This is a genomic window from Cryobacterium fucosi (genome assembly GCF_004403515.1).
Taxonomy (GTDB): Bacteria; Actinomycetota; Actinomycetes; order Actinomycetales; family Microbacteriaceae; genus Cryobacterium; species Cryobacterium fucosi.
In genome coordinates this window covers 2,756-23,446 of sequence record NZ_SOHH01000032.1, presented here as the reverse complement: position 1 = coordinate 23,446, position 20,691 = coordinate 2,756, and the positions used below count along the sequence as shown (strand labels likewise).

The window sequence follows — 20,691 nt, the reverse complement described above, 5'->3', positions numbered from 1 at the left end:
CCGCCCGTCTTCGCGCGGGCGCGGGCGCTGGCCGGGGCGGCCGGCGAGGTCGACCGCCGGGAAGGCTGGTGGCGGCAGGCGCTCGGCCTGATGCCGGCACACCCGGGCACACCCGGGCTCACCCTCCGCGCCGTGCGCTTCGACGACGCCGACGGCATCCCCCAGGGTTTCGCCCTCTACCGGGTGGCCCTCGGGCCGAACGGCTACCCGGCCCGGCTCGAGCTCGCCGACCTGGTCGCGGCGACCGACGACGCCTACGCGGGGCTCTGGCGATTCCTGCTCGAGATGGACCTGGTCAGCGAGATCGCAGCCCCGCTCCGCAGCGTGGCCGAGCCCGTCCGCTGGCAGGTCGCCGACCCGCGCGCCCTGCGCAAGACCGACGAGCGCGACCACCTCTGGCTGCGCATCCTCGACCTGCCCGTCGTGCTCGGCCGGCGCCGCTACTCCGCGCCCGGCACCTTCCACCTCACGGTGAGCGACGACCTCGGCTTCGCCGACGGCGAGTTCCGGCTCACGGTGGACGAGCACGGCCGCGGCGACGCCCGACCGGTGAGCGGACCGGCCGCAGCCGCAGCCGAAGCCGCAGCCGACGATGTGCGGGTCTCCCTGTCCGCCGCGGACCTGGCCAGTCTCTATCTCGGCGGCACGAGCGCGGTCACCCTCGCCCGGGCAGGCCGGCTCAGCGAGGGCAGCACGGATGCCGCCGCGCGCCTCGACGCCGCGTTCCACACCATTCAGCCGCCGCACCTGAGCACCTGGTTCTGACGTCTCGTTGTAGGTTTATCTTGTAAGTCAGATACGTGTACGTCGTAAGGCAAGGGTGGGAGACCGATATGGCATCACCGCGCAAGGCAGCGCCAGCGCCCCGAATCCGCCTCAACCGCGAGCGGGTGATCGCCGCAGCCATCGTCCTCGCCGACACCGGGGGGCTTGAGGCGCTCACCATGCGGCGCCTCGGCGACGACCTGAACGTGGAGGCCATGTCGATCTACAACCACGTGGCCAACAAGGACGACCTGATCAACGGCAGGCCGATGCGATCTTCGGCGAGATCGAGTTGCCGTCGCACAGCGACGACTGGAAGAGCGCCATCCGCAAGCGGTCGATCTCCTTCCGTGAGGTCCTGGCCCGTCACCCCTGGGCGACCACCGTGCGAGATTCCGGGACCAATCCGGGACCGGCCACCCTCCGGCACCATGACCGAGTGATCGGAACCTTCCGCAACGGCGGGTTCTCGGTGGAGAAGACGGCCCACGCGTTCTCGGCCGTCGACAGCTACATCTACGGGTTTGCGATGGAGGAGAAGAGCCTGCCCTTCACCACATCGGAGGAAACGGCGGCGATGGCCGCGATCATGCTGGCGCAGTTGCCCCGCAGCGAATACCCCTACCTGGCCGAGCTCACGGCCGACCACGTGTTGAAGCCGGGGTACTTCTACGGTGACGAGTTCCTGGTCGGGCTCGACCTCGTACTCGACGGGCTCGCGACCATGCTGGGCGCCGACCAGCACCCTGGCTCACAGCCGCCTCACAGCCGCGGCGTACCTCGCCCAGAGGCGCACGCCGTAACCTTGAACCGAAGTATCAGCCCAGACGAAACGGTGCACAGCTCAATGAACAGCAACGCCTACGGCAAGCCAGTCCCCCCGAAGAAGGACCGCCGGGAGCAGGCGCGCGACAGCGCCCGGCTCATGCGCGAGGAGCAGCAGAAGCGCGACAACCGCAAACGCCTCTTCATGCGCGGTGGAATCGGAGCAGGCCTGCTCGCCGTCGCGGCGATCGTCGCCCTGGTCATCGTGAACAGCGTCGGCTCGGCGGCGGCCGGTCCGGCCAACATGGCCAGCGACGGCATCCTGCTCACCGGCGACGGGTCGGCCATCCAGGCCACACCGACGAAGGCCCTCGCGGCCGATGCCAAGCCGATCGCGACCGACCGCACCGCCCTCACCGACACCGCGAACATCGCCGTCTACGTCGACTACCTGTGTCCGTTCTGCGGCCAGTTCGAGGCCACCAACGGCGAGCAGATCGCGAGCTGGGTCACGGCCGGGAACGCCACGCTCGAGTTCCACCCGATCTCGATCCTCGATTCGGCCTCCGCGGGCAGCAAATACCCCACCCGCGCCGCCAACGCGGCCGCCTGCGTGGCGAACTACCAGCCCGACGACTTCCTCGCCGTGAACACCGCCCTGTTCGCCAGCCAGCCCAAGGAGAACACCACCGGGCTCACCGACGCCGAACTGACCAGCCTGGTCAAGAGCGCGGGAGTCACCGACAAGAAGGTGGCCTCCTGCATCACCGACCGCACGTTCGCGAGCTGGCTGGGCGCCGCCACCAAGCGCGCGCTGGCGGGCCCGCTGCCGGATGCCGACATCGAGAAGGTCAGCGGCACGCCGACCGTGCTGGTGAACGGCGTCACCTACACGGGCGCCCTCGACAACCCGACCACGTTCTCGGACTTCGTCGCCGCCCAGGTTGCCCCCGCGAAGTAGGACGGATCAGTGCGGGTGTTCGGCGTGCACGTGTTCGGCCAGACCGTCGACGACGAGACGCGCTGCGTGCACTACCGCACTTCGGCGGACATCGTGGCGATCAAGTTCGCCTGCTGCGGCCGGTTCTATCCCTGTTTCCAGTGCCACGCGGCCGGGGAAACCCACCCGGCCGGGCAGTGGCCGGAGTCGGAGTGGGCAGAGCCGGCCATCCTCTGCGGCGCCTGCCGGGGCATCCTGAGCATCACCGAATACCGGCAGGTCACCAGGTGCCCGCACTGCTTGGCCGGGTTCAATGACGGATGCCGCGCGCACGCCCACCTGTACTTCGAGGTTCAGGCCCCGCCGGCCTGAGCCGGTGCGCCGACCCGTCGCGAGGGCGCTACTGCGGACCGGCCCGTTCCGTGAGCCAGGCAAAGGGATCGGTGGGGGTGACCCCGTCGAGGAGAATCTCCAGGTGCAGGTGCGGACCCGTGCTCTGGCCCGTGCTGCCGACATTGCCGACCTGCTGGCCGGCGACAACGGTCTGGCCCGCACTCACGGAGAGCGAACCCGACGACATGTGCGCGTAGACGCTGCTGACCAGCCGGCCATCCACCGTGTGGTCGATGATGGCGTGCACTCCCATTCCGCCGTCGTCGTAGTCGGTCACTTGTCGCACGACGCCGTCCGCGACCGCACCGATCGGCGCCCCCTCGCCGCCGTTCATGTCGAGGCCCTTGTGCAGGGATGAGCATCCGTCGCACGGCGCGATGCGCGGTCCGAAGGTGTCGGAGATGCGAACGGCCGTGGGGAACGGCCACCGATACGCCCCACTGACCGCGCTGACGCCCGTGCTCGCGAACTGCGGCGTCACCGGGACGGGGACGGGTTTCGGCGCCTCCGCGACCGAGAACCCGTCCCGCTGCACAAGCGGGGAGACTGCGGAGATCTCCGGCAGACGCTGCGGCGGCTCGGCCGCAGCGCCTGCCGCGGCGGCGCTCAACTCGGTCGGCAGTCCACCGGCGACGCCCAGCTCCGTGGCCTGAGCCGGGACCGCGCCAATGACGGCCAGAAGCGAGGCGAGGCCCATCGAGACGACGACGGATGCCCGGGTCCGCCCCGACACCCGCGGGTTACGCCTCCGCACAGGCGGCCCCCGACGACGTGCGGACAAGGTTCTGGACGGTGCGGAAGGGCATGGTGATCATCTCTCGTAGGCGCGGCAACGCGGGTCGGGTGAATGAGGATCCTCACGCAGACCCGGCGTTCCCGATCCGGGGGTGGAACCCTCCGGAACGGTTCACCTCGGTCGGAGGGACCCTGGGCGCGCCACAGGAGTGTTCGAAGCGCGCCATAACTGAGAATACCTCGTAACCCTGAGAGAACGGTGACCCTTGCGATTGGGGCGGTACGGCACACGGATGGAGCGCGCACTCAAGAATCCCGGCCGGCACGCGCCGGTCGGGATTCCTGGTCGTCACGTCCTAGCAGCAGGTACAGTCCTCGCCGCACTCGTGCGGAGCGTCAGAAGCGGGTGTGCAACAAGCGGACATCGCTGCCTCCTTTCGGTCGTAGTGGGTGAAGGCGGATGCGACCAGGTCAGGCTCGGGGCGTCGTCCCGCCCCTGCCGCCGAGAGGCGCCCCGCGGAGCACCTCAACCTCTGCGCGCAGCCGGGCCAGTTCGGCTCCGTCGTTCGAGGACGACGCGGAGTGGTCCATCCCCGGGGCGGCGTGGCCCATGGCGCACTTCCCCGTGCGCATCGGGCGCAGGCAGAAGAAGTAGGTGAGCGTCAGCGACGCCAGCAGAATTCCCGCCGGCAGGATGAGTTCGGTCACCTGACGCCGGTGGCGGGCGCCGGGTGCCTGTCCTTCGGGCTCTCGCGCAACTGGTCGGCCTCGGCCCGCAGCCGGGTCAGCTCGGCCGCGTCGTCGGGCGACAGGGGTGCCGCCGCGCCGTCCTTGTGCTTGCCGCGCATCATGAACCACATCATCAGACCCATGCCCACCGGGCAGGCGAGCAAGGCAAGCGTGTAGAAGACCGTGCTCACGGTTACTCTCCGTGGCCTTCGTGCGCGTGCGTCGACGCGGTCGGGTCGGCCGAATGGTGGGCCATCATCTGCTCGTGCGCCGCCATGTCGGCCATGTCAGCCATGTCGGCCATGTCGGCCATGTCAGCCATGTCAGCCATGTCGGCCATGTCGGCCATGTCAGCCATGCCCTTCATGTCCTTCATGTCCTTCATGCCCTTCATGTCCTTCATCATCTCCTTGTGCATCGTGGCCATGGCGGCCACCGGCGCCGAGCTCGGGGCCGCAGAGACCGGAGCGGGCTCCTCGGCGGCGTAAGCGGGTGCCGCCGCGCCGGCCGCGAGCAGCCCTGCAATCGCAATCGAGGAAATCCAGATTCGTGTGCGCATGAGCGCCTCCATTTCATGTCTACTATCATTCATAGTAGTAGTGGTCCTCCGGCTCGTGGGGCACCCAAGGACAACACACAGGAAGTCCGGTGCGGAGAGTCAGGTACGCTCGTGCGGAGCAGGTCCGGCCCTGAGGATGGTCCACGGCGGATCGGGCCGAGCGCAGCGCGCCAGCCGGTGAGAGTGCCACCCCGAGAGGACAGAGAGCATCAGCGAAGCCCTGATCGACCGCACGGAGGAGGCGCCTCCTTTCCCGCGCCCCGCACAGCCGCCGGCGCAGCGTCGACGAACGAATGACGCCCCTGTCGGCACTTCCGTCCCGGGCCCACCGGCCCTGCCGCTCTGGGCAGCGGTCCTGCTCGCCGCCGGTGCCGGAGCGATTCTCGACGGCGGCTTCCCGGATCGCGGCTGGTGGGTTCTCGCCCCGGTCGGGGTGGCCCTCATGCTCCTGGCGCTGCTGGGTCGCGGACCGGGGGCCGGCTTGCTGGTCGGAATGGTGGCCGGCTTGTCGTTCTGGCTGATTCACATCAGTTGGCTCACGCTCTACCTCGGGCCGGTCCCGTGGCTGGCCCTGGCCATCCTGCAGGCCATTTTCTTCGGGCTCAGCCTCGCCGTGATCGCCGTCGTCCTGCGGCACGGGCCCCGGATCTGGCCGAGCGCTCTCGGGCGTCTCGGGCTCGTCCCGGCGACGGTAGCGGGGCTCTGGACGGCGCGGGAGGCGCTCACGGCGGTGTGGCCCTACGGCGGATTCGCCTGGGGTCGGGTGGCCCTCTCCCAATCGGAGAGCCCGTTCGGCTCCCTCGCCGCCTGGGTCGGCATGTCCGGTCTGAGCTTCATTGTGGTCTGGCTGAGCGCCCTCATGGTGCAGTTGCTCCGGGAGCGCCGGCTCGGGCGCACCGTCCGCTCAGGCATCGCCGTCGGCGCCATCGCCGTGCTGCTGGCGATCCCGGCCTGGCCCACCGTCCAGACGGGCAGCACTCGTCTCGCGGCGGTTCAGGGTGCCTCGGACGCCGGCCTCTTCGCGCGGTATGCGCCCGGCCAGATCCTGGCCGACCACGCCTCCGCGACTCTGCCACTCATCGGCGAAGAGGTCGATTTCGTGGTCTGGCCCGAAAACAGCAGCGACATCGACCCGACCCGGTCCGCGGATGCCGCCAGGGTCAGCGACGACATCAGCCGGGCGATGAACGCGCCTCTTGTCACCGGCACGATCACGGAGCGCGACGGCAAGTTCTACAACTCCTCCCTACTGTGGAAGGCAGGCCAGGGCGCCGTCGGCCTCTACGACAAGGTGCACCCGGTCCCCTTCGCCGAGTACATGCCGGACCGGGCCTTCTGGCGCCCCTTCGCGCCGGAACTGGTCGACCTCGTCTGGCGTGACTACGAGATCGGCACGCGCAGCAACGTGTTCGACCTCAACGGCATCCTGGCCGGGATCGCCATCTGCTTCGACATCGCGGACGACCAACTGGTCCGGGAAATGATCGACGGGAAGGCACAGATCATTCTTGCCCAGACGAACAATGCCGACTTCGGACGCACCGACGAAAGCGTGCAGCAGCTCGCCATCGCCCGGCTCCGCGCCATCGAGACCGGTCGCACCGTCGTCAACATCTCGACCGTCGGCTCGAGTGCGATCATCACGCCCGACGGACAGACCCTCGACAGCCTGCCCACCTGGGAACCGGGCGCCATGGTGCAGACCGTGCCACTCAGCGACACCGTCACCCCCGCGATGCGGGTCGGCCGCGGCATCGAATGGCTCGTCTCCGGGCTCGGTCTCGCCGGCCTGACGCTGTGCCTTCTCGGCGCTGTCCGGCGCCGGTCGGGAACAATTCACCGACCTCTGCGGTTTCAATAGATACCCCCTTGGGGTATACAGTTGGTGTTGTCGCGTAACGCTGCCGCCTCACGGCGGCGTTCGATTCTTGAAGGGAAAGATTCGCATGAGCGAGGAATCCACATCCACGGCGTCCGGCGCCTCCGGCATGTCCGGCGGTCACGCCGCCTCGGGACAGTCGGGCACGACGGGCAAGACGGAAAAGATGGGACCGATGGACCACTCCAAAATGGACCACTCGACGATGGGCCACTCCACGATGGCCGGCGCTAAGGGAGCACCGCCCGAACGCACAATGCAGGACACCATGGGCCACGGCGGCAGCCACAGCGGCATGTCGATGGACAGCATGGTCAAGGACATGCGGAACCGGTTCATCCTCGCGGCCGTCCTGTCGATCCCCATCACGCTCTGGTCGCCGATCGGACGCGACGTGTTCGGCTTCACCGCGCCGGCCCCGTTCGGGCTCCGCGACGATGTCTTCGCGTTGATCCTGTCCCTGCCGGTCATCTTCTACTCCGCCTGGATCTTCTTCGACGGCGCCGTCCGTGCCTTGCGCGCTCGCACCCTCGACATGATGGTCCTGGTGGCCGTCGGTGTCGGCGCCGGCTGGGTCTACAGCCTGGTCGTCACCCTCACCGGCGGCGGCGACGTCTTCTACGAAGCCGCGACCGTGCTGACCAGCTTCGTCCTGCTCGGTCACTGGTTCGAGATGCGCGCCAGAGGCGGCGCGAACGACGCCGTCCGCACCCTGCTCGAACTCGCCCCGTCGATGGCGCTCGTCATCCGCGACGGCGAACCGGTCGAGGTCCCCACCGCCGAGGTCATCCCCGGCGACCTGCTCATGGTGCGTCCCGGATCCAAGATCCCCACCGACGGAATCGTCGAAGACGGCGAATCCGACATCGACGAGTCCATGGTCACCGGGGAGAGCCTCCCGGTCGGCAAATCTGTCGGCTCGCCCGTCATCGGCGCAACCGTGAACACGACCGGAACCCTCAGGGTGCGCGCGACCGCGGTCGGCGCCGATACCGCCCTGGCCCGAATCGTCGCCCTCGTCCAGGAAGCCCAGAACTCCAAAGCCCCCGGCCAACGCCTCGCCGACCGTGCCGCATTCTGGCTCGTCCTCGTCGCCCTCATCGGCGGCACCGCGACTCTCCTCGCCTGGCTCCTCATGGGGGCCACCGTGCCCACCGCCATCCTCTTCGCCATCACGGTCGTCGTGATCACCTGCCCCGACGCCCTCGGGCTCGCCACCCCGACCGCGATCATGGTCGGCACCGGACTCGGCGCCAAGCGCGGGATCCTCTTCAAGACCGCCACCGCCCTGGAGACCTCGGCCCGCATCGATGCCGTCGTGATGGACAAGACCGGCACCCTCACCCAGGGCAAACCAGAAGTCACCGACTTCGTCGCGATCGGAATGGACGAGACTGAACTCCTCGCCCTTGTCGCAGCCGTCGAACGAGAATCAGAGCACCCCCTCGCCGGCGCCGTCGTCACCTACGCCACCGCCCAGGGCGCCGCCGTCCTGACCGCCTCCGAGTTCCGCAACGTGCCCGGCCACGGCGCCGGCGCCACCGTCAACGGCCACAAGGTCTTCGTCGGCAACCGCAAACTCATGCTCGCCCAGGGCATCGACATCGGCCCCGTCGCCGAATCCCGCGAGCAACTCGCCGCGACCGGGCGCACCGCCGTCCTCGTCGCCGTCGACGGGAAAGCCAACGGCGTGATCGCCCTCGCCGATGCCGTTCGCGACACCGCCGCCGCCGCCGTCGCCGCCCTGCATGACGCCGGCATCCAGGTCGTCATGCTCACCGGCGACAATGAGGCAACCGCCGCCCGCATCGCGTCCCGGCTGGGGATCGACACCGTCATCGCCGAGGTCCTGCCGGAAGACAAGTCCGCGAAGATCAAGGAACTCCAGGCGACCGGCAAGCGGGTCGCCATGGTCGGCGACGGAGTCAACGACGCACCCGCACTGGCGCAGGCCGACCTCGGCATCGCCATCGGCGCCGGCACGGATGTCGCCATCGACACAGCCGACGTGGTCCTGATGCGGTCCGACCCACTCGATGTCCCGGTGGCCCTCCGGATCGGAAAGGGCACCCTGCGCAAGATGCGCCAGAACCTCGGCTGGGCCATCGGCTACAACGTGATCGCGCTCCCCATCGCCGCCGGCGTCTTCTTCCCCAGCCTCGGCATCCGACTCAGCCCCGAAATCGCGGCCATCTCCATGTCCGGCTCCAGCGTCATCGTCGCAGTCAACGCCCTCCTGCTCAAGCGGCTTCACCTTCCGAGCGCCGCCGGCAACGGGGACGCGGCGCCCACTCCGGCACCGGTCGTCGCCAGGTAGACGATGAACGACGGCGATCGATTCGGCAACCCGTTCGATGCGGTCCTGTTCGATCTGGACGGGGTCGTCACCGATACCGCCTCCGTCCACGCCACGGCCTGGCAGGAACTCTTCGACTCGGTCTTGACGGACCCGCGGCTGACGGGCAACGAGAGTCGGCTTCCCTTCGACAGGGATGCGGACTACCGCAGCTACGTCGACGGGCGTGCCAGGGAAGACGGCATCGTCGCCTTCCTGGCCTCGCGCGGCATCGAATTGCCGGTCGGGCTGCCGGAGGACCCGCCGGCGGCGTGGACGGTCCACGGCCTCGCCGCCAGAAAAAACCAGGCCTTCCTGGCCGCACTGGCCAGGGACGGGGTCAGGACGTACCCGGGCACGACCGCCCTGCTCCACCGGCTGCGGGCCGGCCGGGTACCCGTCGGCCTGGTGACGGCGAGCATGAACGCCCGTCCGATCCTGGCGAACGCGCACCTGGACGGTTTGTTCGACGTCGTCATCGACGGCACCGCCGTTCGGGAGCTCGCCCTGGCGGGCAAGCCCGACCCGGCGATGTTCCTCGAGGCGGCTCGGCGGCTCGGGGCGTCGCCGAAACGGACCGCCATCGTGGAGGACGCGCTGGCCGGCGTCGAGGCCGGCCGGCGCGGGGGATTCGGACTGGTGGTCGGGATCGACCGCACCGGGCACCGCGACCAGCTCGAAGCCGCGGGAGCCGACCTCGTTCTCGGGGACGTCGGCCAGCTTGATCTGGGCGCCGCCCGCACCGACCCGTGGCTCCTCGTCTACGAGGGCTTCGATCCCGGCCATGAGGGGCATCGCGAGACGCTGACCACCCTCGGCAACGGCTACCAGGCCACCCGCGGCGCCCGGCCCGAGCGCAGCGCCGACGGCATCCACTACCCAGGCAGCTACCTGGCCGGCATCTACAACCGGATGGTGCGCACCGCGCACGGCAACCGGATGGAGGAGGAACACCTCGTCAACGCTCCCAACTGGTTGCCGCTCGACCTGCGCATCGGCTCCGGGCCGTGGTGGTCGGCCGACCAGGCGGAGACCGGCACGGAGCGGCACGAACTGGACCTGCGTGCCGGGGTCCTGACCCGCCATGCGACCCTGACCGGGCCCGGCGGCCGGCGGCTGACGGTGGTGCAGCGGCGTCTCGTGTCCATGGCCAGCCCCCACCTCGCCGCCCTCGAGACGACGGTCACCCCGGAGGGCTGGAGCGGACGGATCAGCGTCCGCGCCGGGATCGACGGCGCCGTCTCGAACACCAACGTCCCCGGGTACGACGGCGCGGCGGGGCAGCATCTGTCCGGTCCGAGCTTTGAGGAAACGGACGTCGACACGGTCCTGTGCGAGGTCGAGACTCTCCGCAGCCACGTGCGCCTCGCCCTGGCCGTTCGCACCACCGTGACCGGAGACGCCACCATCAGCGGCCAGACGACGAGTACAGCGGGAGGGCGGCATACCCGGCAGTTCGACGTCCAGCTGCACGACGGTCGGTCGGCCACCGTGGCCAAGACCGCCGCCACGTTCACCTCCAGGGACCCGGCCACGGCGACACCCGGCCTGGGTGCCCTGGCCGAGCTGGCGCGCAGCGCGAACGGGGTCAGCGGCCTCCTCGACGCCCACCGGGCAGCCTGGGGGCGCCTCTGGGACAGGTTCGCGGTCACCATCGACGCCGACCGGCACAGCCAGCTCATTCTCAACCTGCACATGTTCCACCTGCTGCAGACCGTGTCTCCACATACCGCGGCTCTCGACGCGGGCGTCCCGGCCCGCGGCCTGAACGGCGAGGGCTACCGGGGTCACGTCTTCTGGGACGAGCTGTTCGTTCTCCCGGTGATCGGGCTCCGACGACCCGACGTCAGCGCCGCCCTGCTCGAGTACCGTTGGCGCCGCCTCGACGCGGCGCGGGATGCGGCCCGCGAAGCCGGCCTGGCTGGCGCGCTCTTCCCCTGGCAGAGCGGCAGCGACGGCAGGGAAGAGACTCCCCGGCAGCTCTTCAACACTCGGTCGGCCCGCTGGATGCCCGACAATTCACGCCGTCAGAGACACGTCAGCCTTGCGGTCGCCTTCAACGCCTGGCAGCATTTCCAGGTCACCGGCGACCGTGAATGGCTGTCCAGCCGCGGTGCGGAAATCATCGTCGAAGTGGCCAGACTGTTCTCCTCGCTGGCCGACTACGATCCGGACTCGGACCGGTTCCACATCTCGGGAGTGATGGGTCCCGATGAGTACCACGACGGGTATCCCGACGCGCCGGGCGAGGGAGTCCGCGACAACGCGTACACGAATGTCCTCGTTTCCTGGGTCTGCGAGCGGGCCGGCGACGCCCTGGCCGTCCTTGCCGGTCACTCCTGCGACGACCTGACCGATCGGCTGCGCATCCGCCCGGAGGAGGTGTCCCGGTGGGAGCATCTCAGTCGCCGCATTGCCGTGCCGTTCCACTCGAACGGCATCATCAGCCAGTTCGACGGCTTCGACGATCTGGTGGAGTTGGACTGGGCTCGCTACCGGGCGACGTACGGCAACGTCGGCCGGCTGGACCTCATTTTGGAGGCTGAAGGCGACGCGACCAACCGGTACAAGCTGGCCAAGCAGGCCGACGTGCTGATGCTCCTCTACCTGCTGGGGTCCGACGCGACCCTGGACCGGCTGGCCCGGCTCGGCTACCCCATCACGGGCGCGGACCTGCGGCGTACGGTCGAGTACTACCTGTCCCGCACCGCCCACGGCTCGACGCTCAGCCGGGTGGTCGAGGCCGCTGTCCTCTCCCGGATCGATCGGCCCCGGGCCTGGGCGGCCTTCCGCGAGGCTCTGGTCGCCGACCTCGATGACACCCAGGGCGGGACCACCCGGGAGGGCATCCACATCGGAGCGATGGCCGGGACCACCGACCTGGCGGTGCGCGCATTCGCGGGACTGCACACCGACGTGGATTCCCTCACGTTCACCCCACGCCTGCCGCCCCGACTTCACCGCCTCGCCTTCCAGGTGGTGTATCGCGGCCAGCGGATCGACGTCTCGGTGAATCAGGAGAGGCTACGGGTGCACTTGCACCGGTGCAGTGCTCCGCCGGTGCGGATCGGAGTGAACGGTCGTCTGGTGATGCTCACCGGCGGCGAGAGCGTGGACTTCGCCCTGGAATCGGGTGCCCTGGCCCCGGAACAGGAATGCGAAAACCAATCGAATGAGGAAGAGGTAAGGTCAATGGGCCAGAATCTGCTGGACACCAACGGACACCAGGTAGTGGGAGTCCGGTCATGAACCACGACGAGCATGCCCCCGTCCCTTCCCAGGGCGCGCCCGGGTCCGACCGCGATCGCACGAAACTGTACGGCTGGATCGTCCTGGGCCTGGCCGTCGCGGGGCTTGCCTTCTACCTGATCACCGACCACTGGCCGCACGTTCTCGCCGCCCTTCCCTACGCCGGAATCATTCTCGTGATGGGGATGCACCTGTTCATGCACAAGGGCCACAACCACGGTGGTGGATCCGCGAGCGGCCACGTCCACGGCACGAAATCCTCCGGAGACGGCAGGTAGGCCGGGATTGTTTCGGTCCGGTCGCCGCCGGCTTGAACTCCGAACGTCCCCGACCCGGCGGTCAAGGCCGCCGGTCGGGGATGTTTGTGCCGGACCGCTCCCGGAGGATCAGCGCACGTAGGAGAACAGACCGATCATCCCGCGGGCGGCGTGGTAGGCGTTGTGGCAGTGCGCGATCCACTGTCCAGGGTTGTCGGCGTCGAATTCGACCGTCACCGTTTCCTTGGGGCGGACGATGACGGTGTCCTTTCTGGCCCCGCCGCCGGACACCTGGAAGGTATGCCCGTGCATGTGCATGGGGTGCCACATCGTGGTGTCATTCACGAACTTGACCTGCACGCGGTCCTTCAACGAGATGTCGAAGGCACCCTCGAATGGTTTGTCCATGTCGAAGCTCCTCCCGTTGATGCCCCAGTCGTACTTCTCCATCGACCCGGTCAGGCGCATGGTGTGGGTGCGGTCTGGAGCCTTCTTCTCGAAGAGAACGGAGTCGTCGGCCTTCAACCGCCCGCCGTCCGTGACCGTACCCTTCAGGACCGTCGGCAGATCCGCCGCGGCCGGGGCCGCCCCCACCCCGCTGGTGCTGATCACACCGTAGGCACTGCCGTCCTTGCCCTCGGGGAGGGCCAGGAGCGGAGTATATCCATCCTTCACGGTGAGAAGGGCATCGATGCGCTCGCCCATGCCGAGCACGACCGCGTCGACCTCCTGCTGCCGAACCGGGAACCCGTCCGAATGTGTGAGCGTGATCTTTTGCCCTGGCACGCCGACCCGATAGGCGGTGTCCCCGGCCGCGTTGATGATGCGCAAACGGATGCGGCTGCCCGGGCTGCTCTGGATCACCTCGGCATCCTGTGCGGCCTTGCCGTTGAGCAGGTGCACCGGAATCTTCACGTCACCGGCGTCACCGCCGAGATAGTCGCTCTTGGAGCCCGCGAGCATGTGTTTCATGCTCGCGCCCATGTCCATCCCCGCCATCCCCGTCCCCATCGAAAGCTCCTCGAGGACCTCTTCGGGGGTTCCGGTGATGCCGTCCAGCCAGTCGTCCAGCACTATCACCCACTCCTGGTCATAGAGCAGCGGCTCCTTCGGGTCGTCGATGATGAGGGCGCCGTAGAGGGCACGCTCCCGCTGCGTGTCCACGTGCGAGTGATACCAGTACGTCCCCGGCCGGTTGAGCCGGAATTGGTAGCTGTAGTCGGCGTCGGCCAGCACTGGTTTCTGGGTGAGGACCGGGACGCCGTCGGCATCGTTGCGGAGCGCCAGACCGTGCCAGTGCACCGTCGTCGCCTCGGTGAGGGCGTTGGTCAGGGCCACGTCGAGGAGGTCACCCACCTGGGCTCGGATGAGCGGACCGTTCAGTGCGCCGTTGTAGCCCCACGTCGTCACGGCCGTTCCGGCGATGCTCGCCGCGAATGTCCCCGCCGTCAACTGCTGGCTGGTCGTTCGGCCGGTGGCGGCGCGCTTCGCCTCGAACCTGGCGATCATCGGATCGGTCGGCATGATCCGGACGACGGAACCGGATGACGATGACGGTCCGCTGCAGGCAGCGAGTGCCGCCGTGGTCGCGGTAGCGAGCGAGGCACCGAGAAAGGAGCGTCGGGTGAGCGATTGGTGCATGGGGTCCTCTGTTTTCGTCAAGTGTCTTTGTCAGGCGTGTTTGTCAGGTGGATTGTCGGTCGGCGAGCGATCGCCTACTTCTTCCCGGCGGTGATCCCGCCCACGATGAGCAGAATTCCCGCCATCGGATAGCCCGCGACAAGGTCAAGCCAGACGGCCGGCTGTTCCGGTCCGAACGCTTCGATGTGGGTCAGCCAGTGCACGACGGCCACGAGGGCGCCGACGAGCATGATTGCCTGGCCGGTTCGCACAAATCTCCGTTTGCGACGGTAGTTTCGGCGAGCCGCTTCCTCCGCGCTTGGCGCCGGCAGCGCTCCCGCCCGCGTTGACTTCCCTCTGGGATGTGCCATCTTGTTCTCCAATCTCTGACCTATTCGTGGTGCACGTGTGCCGTGTCGACCGGGCGCGGTTGCTCGGACCACTCGCGGCCGGGAAGGTAGGGGCTGACCTCGGGTTCGGGGTGACGCCGCGATTGGACGATGATCAGGACAAGGCCGGCGAGTGCAAGGACGGCCGCGGTGATCATGTTGATCTTGACCCCGAGCAGCTCGAATTCGGTGGGGTCGAGGCGGAAGGACTCAAACCAGGTCCGCCCCGTGCCGTAGACGATCAGGTAGAGGCCCAGCGCCTTTCCCCAGCGCAGGTCGAAGCGGCGGTCGGCGAGCAGGACGACCGCGACGCCGATGAGGTTCCAGATCATCTCGTACAGGAACAGAGGGTGGAAGAGCGTGTCGGCCGGGAGCCCCGCCGGGAAGGCGGGCTGGGACGGGTCGATCTGAAGTCCCCAAGGCAGGGTGGTCGGCGTGCCGAAAAGTTCCTGGTTGAAGTAGTTGCCGATGCGGCCGAACACCTGGGCGAGGAGCATGCCCGGCGCAACGGCGTCGGCGAACGAGAAGAAACGCAGTCCCGCTCGGCGGCAGGCGATGTACGCACCGAGGCTTCCGAACACGATGGCGCCGAAGATCGCCAGTCCGCCTTCCCAGACATACAGGGTCTTCCACAGATCTGCGCCCGGGAAGAAGTAGTCATTCGGGTGTGTGATCACATGGTAGAACCGGCCGCCGACGATTCCGAACGGGACCGCCCAGAGGGTGATGTCCAGGACGATTCCCGGTTCCCCTCCACGGCGGCTGAGCCGCCGTGACGTCAGGATGACGGCGAGAACGATGCCGGTGAGAATGAACAGCGCATAAAAATGTAGTCGGAACGGCCCGAGCTCGATGAAGCTGATGCCGGGGCTGGGGATGCTGGTGAGGATGTTCATAGGCCGTGCATGCTTTCCTGGGTGAGGTGGTGGTGGCCCCGGAATCCGGGAGCCTGGGAGAAAATCACGGGGTGTTCACGGCGATCGCGTCCACGGGGTTTCCGGTCATGGCGAACGCACTCTTTCCGTCAGCCACGCGAACGGATCTGTCGGTGACTGGCCGTCGAGCAGAACCTCGAAGTGGAGGTGCGGCCCGGTGCTCTGACCGGTATTGCCGACGTTGCCGATCTGCCGGCCGACGAGGACTGGTTGGCCGACAGCCACCGTGAGCGAACCCTCGGCCATGTGGGCGTAGAGGCTGCTCACGAGCCGGCCACCGATCATGTGGTCGACGATGACGTACACCCCCAGACCACCGTTGTCCGTCGCCGACAGCTCTCGCACGACACCGTCTGCCATCGCCTGAATGGGTGTGTTCACCCCGGGGTTCATGTCGAGTCCCTTGTGGAACGTCGAGCATCCGGCGCATGGCGCTTCTCGGGGACCGAAGTAGGTGCTGATCGGCACCCCCACCGGGAACGGCCACTGGATCGGGGAGTCGGGATAGTTGACGTACGTCCCGGCGGTCCGGAAGTTCCCCACGGCCGCGGGTTGGGGTTTGGGCTTCGGCTTCGGGATCTGGCCGATGGTGAATCCGTCCCGCTGCACGACGATGACGCCATTCGCGGACATCGCCAGGGTCTGGGGCCGGCCTGGCGAGGCGGCCGCCTGCCAGGTGACCGGCGTGGACGGGTTGACGGCCAGCGCGGGCACAGAGACGCTCACGGTGAGGAGCGCGGCGAAGGTCATTGCGGCCAATCCGAAGACACGCCTCCGGTGAGACGTGTGTGTCCTGCGCGGGGCGGGCTTGTGCCCAATGGCGGGGGCCGTGGCTCGATCCCGGGCAGGTCGGCGGCCTTCGGCGGCGCGAAGCTGACGTCGGGTGGGGTGAGAGTGACTCTGCATTGTTGGCGTTCCTTGCACGCGCAATGGCGCGGAGGTAGAGGGCGGGCACCTGGTCCGACGGGTCGAGATCCCCCGGCTTTCGTGCCCGCGGAGCGGTTGGACAGGGCTGTTGGCTGCGACGAGGCCTGTGCGCCGTGGCGTTGATCGTCCCTCTCCGGGGACTGCGGTCAGCGGTCAGCGGAGGCTGGACTGGGCATCGCATCCACGATCTGGTCCCTCGGAGGGAGATCGGGAGTGACCAGAATCGACGGGCGGCGATGGCGCGGCGCGGGCGCCGCCGTCTACGTGCGGCTGATCGAGAGGACGGTCAGGCTCGGCCGGTAGATGTGCGGAGGCGGAGAAACAGTCCGGCGCACGAGGACACCGGCCTTACGCGCCACCTGATGCTTCAGCACTGGCCCGAATCCGATCAGCGCGGCGACGGTGAGGAGGAGCGCGCAGATCATCGCGACCAGGGCGCAATCCGGCGTGCACCGCGCACATTCCGGCGTGGAGCCCGCGGTCATCGCGAGCATTCGCGCTGCCGCGGCGGCGATGGGGAGGCTGACCACTGCCGCCTCGGTGATCATCCCCGTCTCGGCCGACGGGACGGGCGAAACAGACTGGGCCGGCCCGGATGACAAATCTGAGGACCGCGACGAGTCGCCGCTCACGGCGGGGAGGGTGCCACTCGTAGCGTGCATCGCCAGGAGGGCGATGAGCATTGCCGCCCCGGCCAGGACGGCAAGGATAAGCACCGAAATGGCACGGCCGCCGGAGCGGGGCATGGCCGGAGCGCTGTTCCCGGCCATGCCACCTCCACTAGGACGACGATTGGTGCAGGCCCCGAACGGGACATACCCCCACACAGTATCGGACTTCCATGGGCTTAGCTGAGAGAGCGGCGAGCATCCGATCCGCGGTGGTCCGCGACAGCACCGGTCCTTCCGGCCTCGACCAGGGTGGTGGCGACCTTGAGCCCACGGAATCCCCGCAGCCGGAGGCTGTTGGTCACCACGAAGACCGAAGACAACGCCATGGCCCCTCCGGCAATCAACGGATTGAGCAGTCCCGACATCGCCAGCGGGATCGCAGCAACGTTATAGGCGAACGCCCAGAACAGGTTGGCCTTGATCGTCGTCAGCGTGCGTCGGGACAGCCGGATCGCATCCGCCGCCGCGATAAGGTCGGCTCTGACCAGGGTCAGGTCCCCGGCCTCGATGGCGACGTCCGTGCCGGTTCCCATCGCGATGCCCAGGTCCGCGCTCGCGAGCGCCACGGCGTCGTTGACACCGTCGCCGACCATCGCGACGACGCGTCCCTCTTTTTGCAGCGCGAGGATGACATCCGCCTTCTCCGCGGGGAGCACCCCGGCTATCACTTCCGTGATCCCGACTTCCGAGCCGACCGCTCGAGCGACGATCTCGTTGTCACCGGTCAGCAGGATCGGTCGCAGGCCGAGACGGAGGAACTCGGCGACCGCCGCCCTGCTGGTCGGCTTGACCACATCGGACACGGCGAGGATGCCGCGGGCCTGTCCATCCCACGCGACGGCGACCGCGGTCCGCCCCTGCGCCTCGGACGCGTCAAGAGCGGTCCGGAGTTCGGCGGGGAGCTCAATGCTCCACTGCTCGGCGAGCCACCGCGGACGTCCCACCAGCACAAGGTGGCCTTCGACGAGCGCCTGCACGCCGAATCCCTGCTCCGAGGTGAATGATTCCGCTGCCGGAAGGGCACCGACCTGGGCCTTCGCCCCCGCCACGATCGCCGCGGCGATCGGGTGTTCAGACCCGTCTTCCGCAGACCCGGTCAGCCGGAGGAGCTGTGCCTCGTCGACACCGGTCGCGGGGAAGACAGCGGCGAGCGTCATTCGCCCGGTGGTCACGGTCCCGGTCTTGTCGAGCACGATGGTGTCGACCCGCCGGGTCGACTCGAGAACCTGCGGTCCCTTGATCAGGATGCCGAGTTGCGCTCCACGCCCGGTTCCCACCAGCAGAGCAGTCGGTGTCGCCAGACCCAGCGCGCACGGGCAGGCGATGATCAGCGTCGCCACCGCGGCCGTGAACGCCAGCTCCGGGCCGACGCCGAGCAGCAGCCACACGACGAGCGTGCCGAGGGCCAGCGCGAACACGATCGGCACGAACACCGAGGACACCCTGTCGGCCAGGCGCTGAACGTCGGCCTTGCCGGTTTGTGCCTGCTCGACGAGACGTCCGATCTGGGCGAGTTCGGTGTCGGCGCCGATCCGGGTTGCCCGAACCACGAGCCGACCCCCGGCGTTGAGCGTCGCACCGACGACGGCGTCGCCGGGGCCCACTTCAACGGGCACGGCCTCACCGGTGAGCATGCTGGCATCCACCGCCGAGTTGCCCTCGACGACTTCCCCGTCGGTGGCGATCTTCTCGCCCGGACGCACAATGATCAGGTCTCCCAGCTCGAGCGAAGCGGTCGGAATCCGAACCTCCTCGCCGTCGCGCATCACGGTGGCTTCCTTCGCCCCCAATTCGAGCAAGGCCTTCAGGGCTGCGCCGGAGCTTCTTTTCGCCTTCGCTTCGAAGTATCGGCCGGCCAGCAGGAAGACGGTGACCGCGGCGGCGACCTCGAGATAGATGTCCGCGGCCCCACCCTTGGGCCTGGCCGTGAACTCGAACCCCATCGTCATGCCGGGATCCCCCGCGGTTCCGAAGAACAGCGCGTAGAGGGACCAGCCGAAGGCGGCGAGCACACCGACGCTGATCAGCGTGTCCATCGTCGTCGCGCCGTGGCGGATGTTGATCCACGCCGCGCGATGGAACAGCCAGGCACCCCACACCGCGATCGGGGCGGCGAGCATGAGGGCGAACCACTGCCAGTTGATGAACTGAAGCGGCGGAATCGCTGACAGGACAATCACGGGCACGGCCAGGATCGTCGAGATGATCAGCCGGTTCCGCAGGCTCTGCAGCTCGGGATCGGGCGCTTCAGCCTCGTCCGCGTCCGGCTCCTTCTGTTCGACCGGGCGAGGAAGCTTGGCCGAGTAGCCGGTCGCCTCGATCGTGGCGATCGCATCCGCCACCGTCGTGCCTTCCGGCACGAAGATGCGAGCCTTCTCGGTGGCGAAGTTGACGGTTGCCTCGACCCCGGCCATCCGGTTGAGTTTCTTTTCGATCCTCGTCGCGCATGAGGCGCAGGTCATGCCGCTGACGAGGAGATCGACCTGCTGGCCGCTCATCGCGCTTCAGCGACCAGCTCGTAACCTGCCTCGTCGATTGCCGCAGCCACCGCTTCGCGGTCGAGGGGCGCGGCGCTCTCCACGGAGACCGTCGAGACCCCGCCGGGAACCAGATCGACCGTGACGTTCTCCGCACCCGCCAACCGGCCCACTTCCGTGGTGACACTGCCGACGCAATGCCCGCAGGTCATTCCGGATACCCCATAGCTGCTGATGACTTTGTTCGTTGCGTCCATGCTGTTCATATCTCTTTCAATCGGTACGGTCCCCCAGGAGTGTGACCTACCCCCTGGGGGTACTGGAAATCATACTCCTTCCCGACCTAGGATACCACCCGGGGGTATACAGTGAATGGCATCGGGACGAGTGATTCACGCCGAACCATCAGGGAAGCAACCATGACCACAGCGACTTCAATCGGTCGCCGACGGAACGCAGGCCCGACCGACGGGAATCCGGTCAGACCGCGACGAGCAGCGCCGCGAGCGAGTCGAGCGCTCCCGGCACGAGGCGGTAGTACGCCCAGGTGCCGCGCTTGTCCCTGGTCAGCAGTCCGGCCTCCACGAGCACCCTGAGGTGGTGCGACACCGTAGGCTGGCTGAGTCCGAGCGGTTCGGTCAGGTCGCAGACGCAGGCCTCGGCGTCGGCGTGGGCGGCCACCATCGACACCAGGCGCAGTCGTGCCGGGTCGGCCAGGGCCTTGAGCGACCTCGCCAGCTTCTCCGCGGCCTCCGGCCCGATCGCACCCCGGGTCGCCGGGGCGCAGCAGGCGGCATCCGCCGGGCCCGCCGGTGCGGTCTGGATCTCAATGAACGACATGTGGACAGTATCCCCCATAAATTGACATCCATCGATGTCATGGGAAGACTTCATATCGAGGCCCATCGCCGCCTCTCTGCCAGTCTCCGACCGGGTCTAGTCTCCTTCTCGCCCGAGATCCCCGCCGAGATCTACCTTTTCGGTCGAGGTTGACCGGTCTGCCGGTCGGCCTCGACCGGAAAGGTCGATCTCGGGCGGCAAGCGCCTGCCGCCCCCCCCCCCCCCC

At 68.2% G+C, this 20,691-nt stretch carries 19 protein-coding genes and 1 pseudogene; 8 read left to right on the top strand and 12 right to left on the bottom strand.

Going from position 1 to position 20,691, the window contains the following annotated elements; translation table 11 throughout:
* The 4 genes and pseudogenes from E3T48_RS03315 to E3T48_RS03300 all read left to right on the top strand — a co-directional run.
* Nucleotides 1–765, top strand: a 765-nt coding sequence (locus tag E3T48_RS03315) for a sterol carrier protein domain-containing protein (RefSeq protein WP_174844126.1), incomplete at its 5' end; no start/stop codon positions are given.
* Between the two features lie 68 nt (nt 766–833).
* Nucleotides 834–962: pseudogene (locus tag E3T48_RS17580) on the top strand (TetR/AcrR family transcriptional regulator); the annotation flags it as partial.
* A gap of 95 nt (nt 963–1,057) precedes the next feature.
* Nucleotides 1,058–2,491: a TetR/AcrR family transcriptional regulator C-terminal domain-containing protein gene (locus E3T48_RS17035; protein WP_206751160.1), complete on the top strand. Its 1,434-nt coding sequence runs from the start codon at nt 1,058–1,060 to the stop codon at nt 2,489–2,491.
* 9 nt (nt 2,492–2,500) lie between these two features.
* Nucleotides 2,501–2,842, top strand: a complete 342-nt coding sequence (locus E3T48_RS03300; RefSeq protein WP_241986606.1) for a CHY zinc finger protein — start codon at nt 2,501–2,503, stop codon at nt 2,840–2,842.
* Between the two features lie 28 nt (nt 2,843–2,870).
* Here E3T48_RS03300 and E3T48_RS03295 read toward each other — a convergent pair whose 3' ends face one another.
* The 4 genes from E3T48_RS03295 to E3T48_RS03280 form a co-directional block, all read right to left on the bottom strand.
* Complete coding sequence (locus tag E3T48_RS03295) at nt 2,871–3,596, bottom strand: M23 family metallopeptidase (protein WP_134522436.1); 726 nt, start codon at nt 3,594–3,596, stop codon at nt 2,871–2,873.
* A gap of 473 nt (nt 3,597–4,069) precedes the next feature.
* Nucleotides 4,070–4,306, bottom strand: a complete 237-nt coding sequence (locus tag E3T48_RS03290) for a hypothetical protein (protein ID WP_134522435.1) — start codon at nt 4,304–4,306, stop codon at nt 4,070–4,072.
* Entirely contained in the window at nt 4,303–4,518 is a 216-nt protein-coding gene (locus E3T48_RS03285; RefSeq protein ID WP_134522434.1) for a hypothetical protein, read from the bottom strand. Before E3T48_RS03285 ends, E3T48_RS03290 begins: the two co-directional genes overlap by 4 nt.
* A gap of 2 nt (nt 4,519–4,520) precedes the next feature.
* Nucleotides 4,521–4,886: a hypothetical protein gene (locus E3T48_RS03280; protein ID WP_134522433.1), complete on the bottom strand. Its 366-nt coding sequence runs from the start codon at nt 4,884–4,886 to the stop codon at nt 4,521–4,523.
* 208 nt (nt 4,887–5,094) lie between these two features.
* Here E3T48_RS03280 and lnt point away from each other — a divergent pair, with 208 nt between their 5' ends.
* From lnt to E3T48_RS03260, 4 genes are all read left to right on the top strand, one after another.
* Complete coding sequence (gene lnt / locus E3T48_RS03275) at nt 5,095–6,747, top strand: apolipoprotein N-acyltransferase (protein WP_420898344.1); 1,653 nt, start codon at nt 5,095–5,097, stop codon at nt 6,745–6,747.
* An 85-nt stretch (nt 6,748–6,832) separates the two neighbouring features.
* Nucleotides 6,833–9,082 carry a heavy metal translocating P-type ATPase gene (locus E3T48_RS03270; RefSeq protein WP_134522431.1) on the top strand — a complete coding sequence of 750 codons (2,250 nt, stop codon included), beginning with the start codon at nt 6,833–6,835 and terminating at the stop codon, nt 9,080–9,082.
* 3 nt (nt 9,083–9,085) lie between these two features.
* Nucleotides 9,086–12,349 (top strand): beta-phosphoglucomutase family hydrolase, encoded by a 3,264-nt coding sequence (locus tag E3T48_RS03265; protein WP_134522430.1) that lies wholly within the window; start codon nt 9,086–9,088, stop codon nt 12,347–12,349.
* Complete coding sequence (locus tag E3T48_RS03260) at nt 12,346–12,627, top strand: DUF2933 domain-containing protein (protein ID WP_134522429.1); 282 nt, start codon at nt 12,346–12,348, stop codon at nt 12,625–12,627. Before E3T48_RS03265 ends, E3T48_RS03260 begins: the two co-directional genes overlap by 4 nt.
* 108 nt (nt 12,628–12,735) lie before the next feature.
* Here the strand turns inward: E3T48_RS03260 and E3T48_RS03255 are convergent, their stop codons facing one another.
* The 8 genes from E3T48_RS03255 to E3T48_RS03220 all read right to left on the bottom strand — a co-directional run bounded on the left by E3T48_RS03255 (nt 12,736) and on the right by E3T48_RS03220 (nt 20,465).
* On the bottom strand, nt 12,736–14,247 hold the full coding sequence (locus E3T48_RS03255) for a multicopper oxidase family protein (RefSeq protein ID WP_134522428.1): 1,512 nt from the start codon (nt 14,245–14,247) through the stop codon (nt 12,736–12,738).
* Nucleotides 14,248–14,321: 74 nt separating this feature from the next.
* A complete protein-coding gene (locus E3T48_RS03250) occupies nt 14,322–14,498 on the bottom strand; it encodes a hypothetical protein (protein ID WP_241986604.1) in 177 nt (58 codons plus the stop codon).
* Nucleotides 14,499–14,617: 119 nt separating this feature from the next.
* Nucleotides 14,618–15,511: a prolipoprotein diacylglyceryl transferase gene (gene lgt, locus E3T48_RS03245; protein WP_134522427.1), complete on the bottom strand. Its 894-nt coding sequence runs from the start codon at nt 15,509–15,511 to the stop codon at nt 14,618–14,620.
* 105 nt (nt 15,512–15,616) lie between these two features.
* Nucleotides 15,617–16,300, bottom strand: coding sequence for a M23 family metallopeptidase (locus E3T48_RS03240; protein ID WP_166789611.1), 684 nt, complete (start codon nt 16,298–16,300; stop codon nt 15,617–15,619).
* 437 nt (nt 16,301–16,737) lie between these two features.
* Nucleotides 16,738–17,247, bottom strand: a complete 510-nt coding sequence (locus E3T48_RS03235; RefSeq protein ID WP_134522425.1) for a hypothetical protein — start codon at nt 17,245–17,247, stop codon at nt 16,738–16,740.
* A 77-nt stretch (nt 17,248–17,324) separates the two neighbouring features.
* Complete coding sequence (locus E3T48_RS03230) at nt 17,325–19,646, bottom strand: heavy metal translocating P-type ATPase (protein ID WP_134522424.1); 2,322 nt, start codon at nt 19,644–19,646, stop codon at nt 17,325–17,327.
* On the bottom strand, nt 19,643–19,891 hold the full coding sequence (locus E3T48_RS03225) for a heavy-metal-associated domain-containing protein (protein ID WP_134522423.1): 249 nt from the start codon (nt 19,889–19,891) through the stop codon (nt 19,643–19,645). Before E3T48_RS03225 ends, E3T48_RS03230 begins: the two co-directional genes overlap by 4 nt.
* Nucleotides 19,892–20,105: 214 nt before the next feature.
* Nucleotides 20,106–20,465, bottom strand: coding sequence for an ArsR/SmtB family transcription factor (locus tag E3T48_RS03220; RefSeq protein ID WP_134522422.1), 360 nt, complete (start codon nt 20,463–20,465; stop codon nt 20,106–20,108).
* Nucleotides 20,466–20,691: the final 226 nt, after the last annotated feature.

Excerpts from the sequence above, each read along its gene's own strand:
- E3T48_RS03240 (WP_166789611.1), bottom strand. The coding sequence starts at position 16,300 with ATGACCTTCGCCGCGCTCCTCACCGTGAGCGTCTCTGTGCCCGCGCTG.
- E3T48_RS03270 (WP_134522431.1), top strand. The coding sequence starts at position 6,833 with ATGAGCGAGGAATCCACATCCACGGCGTCCGGCGCCTCCGGCATGTCC.
- E3T48_RS03280 (WP_134522433.1), bottom strand. The coding sequence starts at position 4,886 with ATGCGCACACGAATCTGGATTTCCTCGATTGCGATTGCAGGGCTGCTC.
- E3T48_RS03265 (WP_134522430.1), top strand. The coding sequence starts at position 9,086 with ATGAACGACGGCGATCGATTCGGCAACCCGTTCGATGCGGTCCTGTTC.
- E3T48_RS03230 (WP_134522424.1), bottom strand. The coding sequence starts at position 19,646 with ATGAGCGGCCAGCAGGTCGATCTCCTCGTCAGCGGCATGACCTGCGCC.
- E3T48_RS03255 (WP_134522428.1), bottom strand. The coding sequence starts at position 14,247 with ATGCACCAATCGCTCACCCGACGCTCCTTTCTCGGTGCCTCGCTCGCT.
- lgt (WP_134522427.1), bottom strand. The coding sequence starts at position 15,511 with ATGAACATCCTCACCAGCATCCCCAGCCCCGGCATCAGCTTCATCGAG.
- E3T48_RS03225 (WP_134522423.1), bottom strand. The coding sequence starts at position 19,891 with ATGAACAGCATGGACGCAACGAACAAAGTCATCAGCAGCTATGGGGTA.
- E3T48_RS03220 (WP_134522422.1), bottom strand. The coding sequence starts at position 20,465 with ATGTCGTTCATTGAGATCCAGACCGCACCGGCGGGCCCGGCGGATGCC.
- E3T48_RS03235 (WP_134522425.1), bottom strand. The coding sequence starts at position 17,247 with ATGGCCGGGAACAGCGCTCCGGCCATGCCCCGCTCCGGCGGCCGTGCC.
- E3T48_RS03260 (WP_134522429.1), top strand. The coding sequence starts at position 12,346 with ATGAACCACGACGAGCATGCCCCCGTCCCTTCCCAGGGCGCGCCCGGG.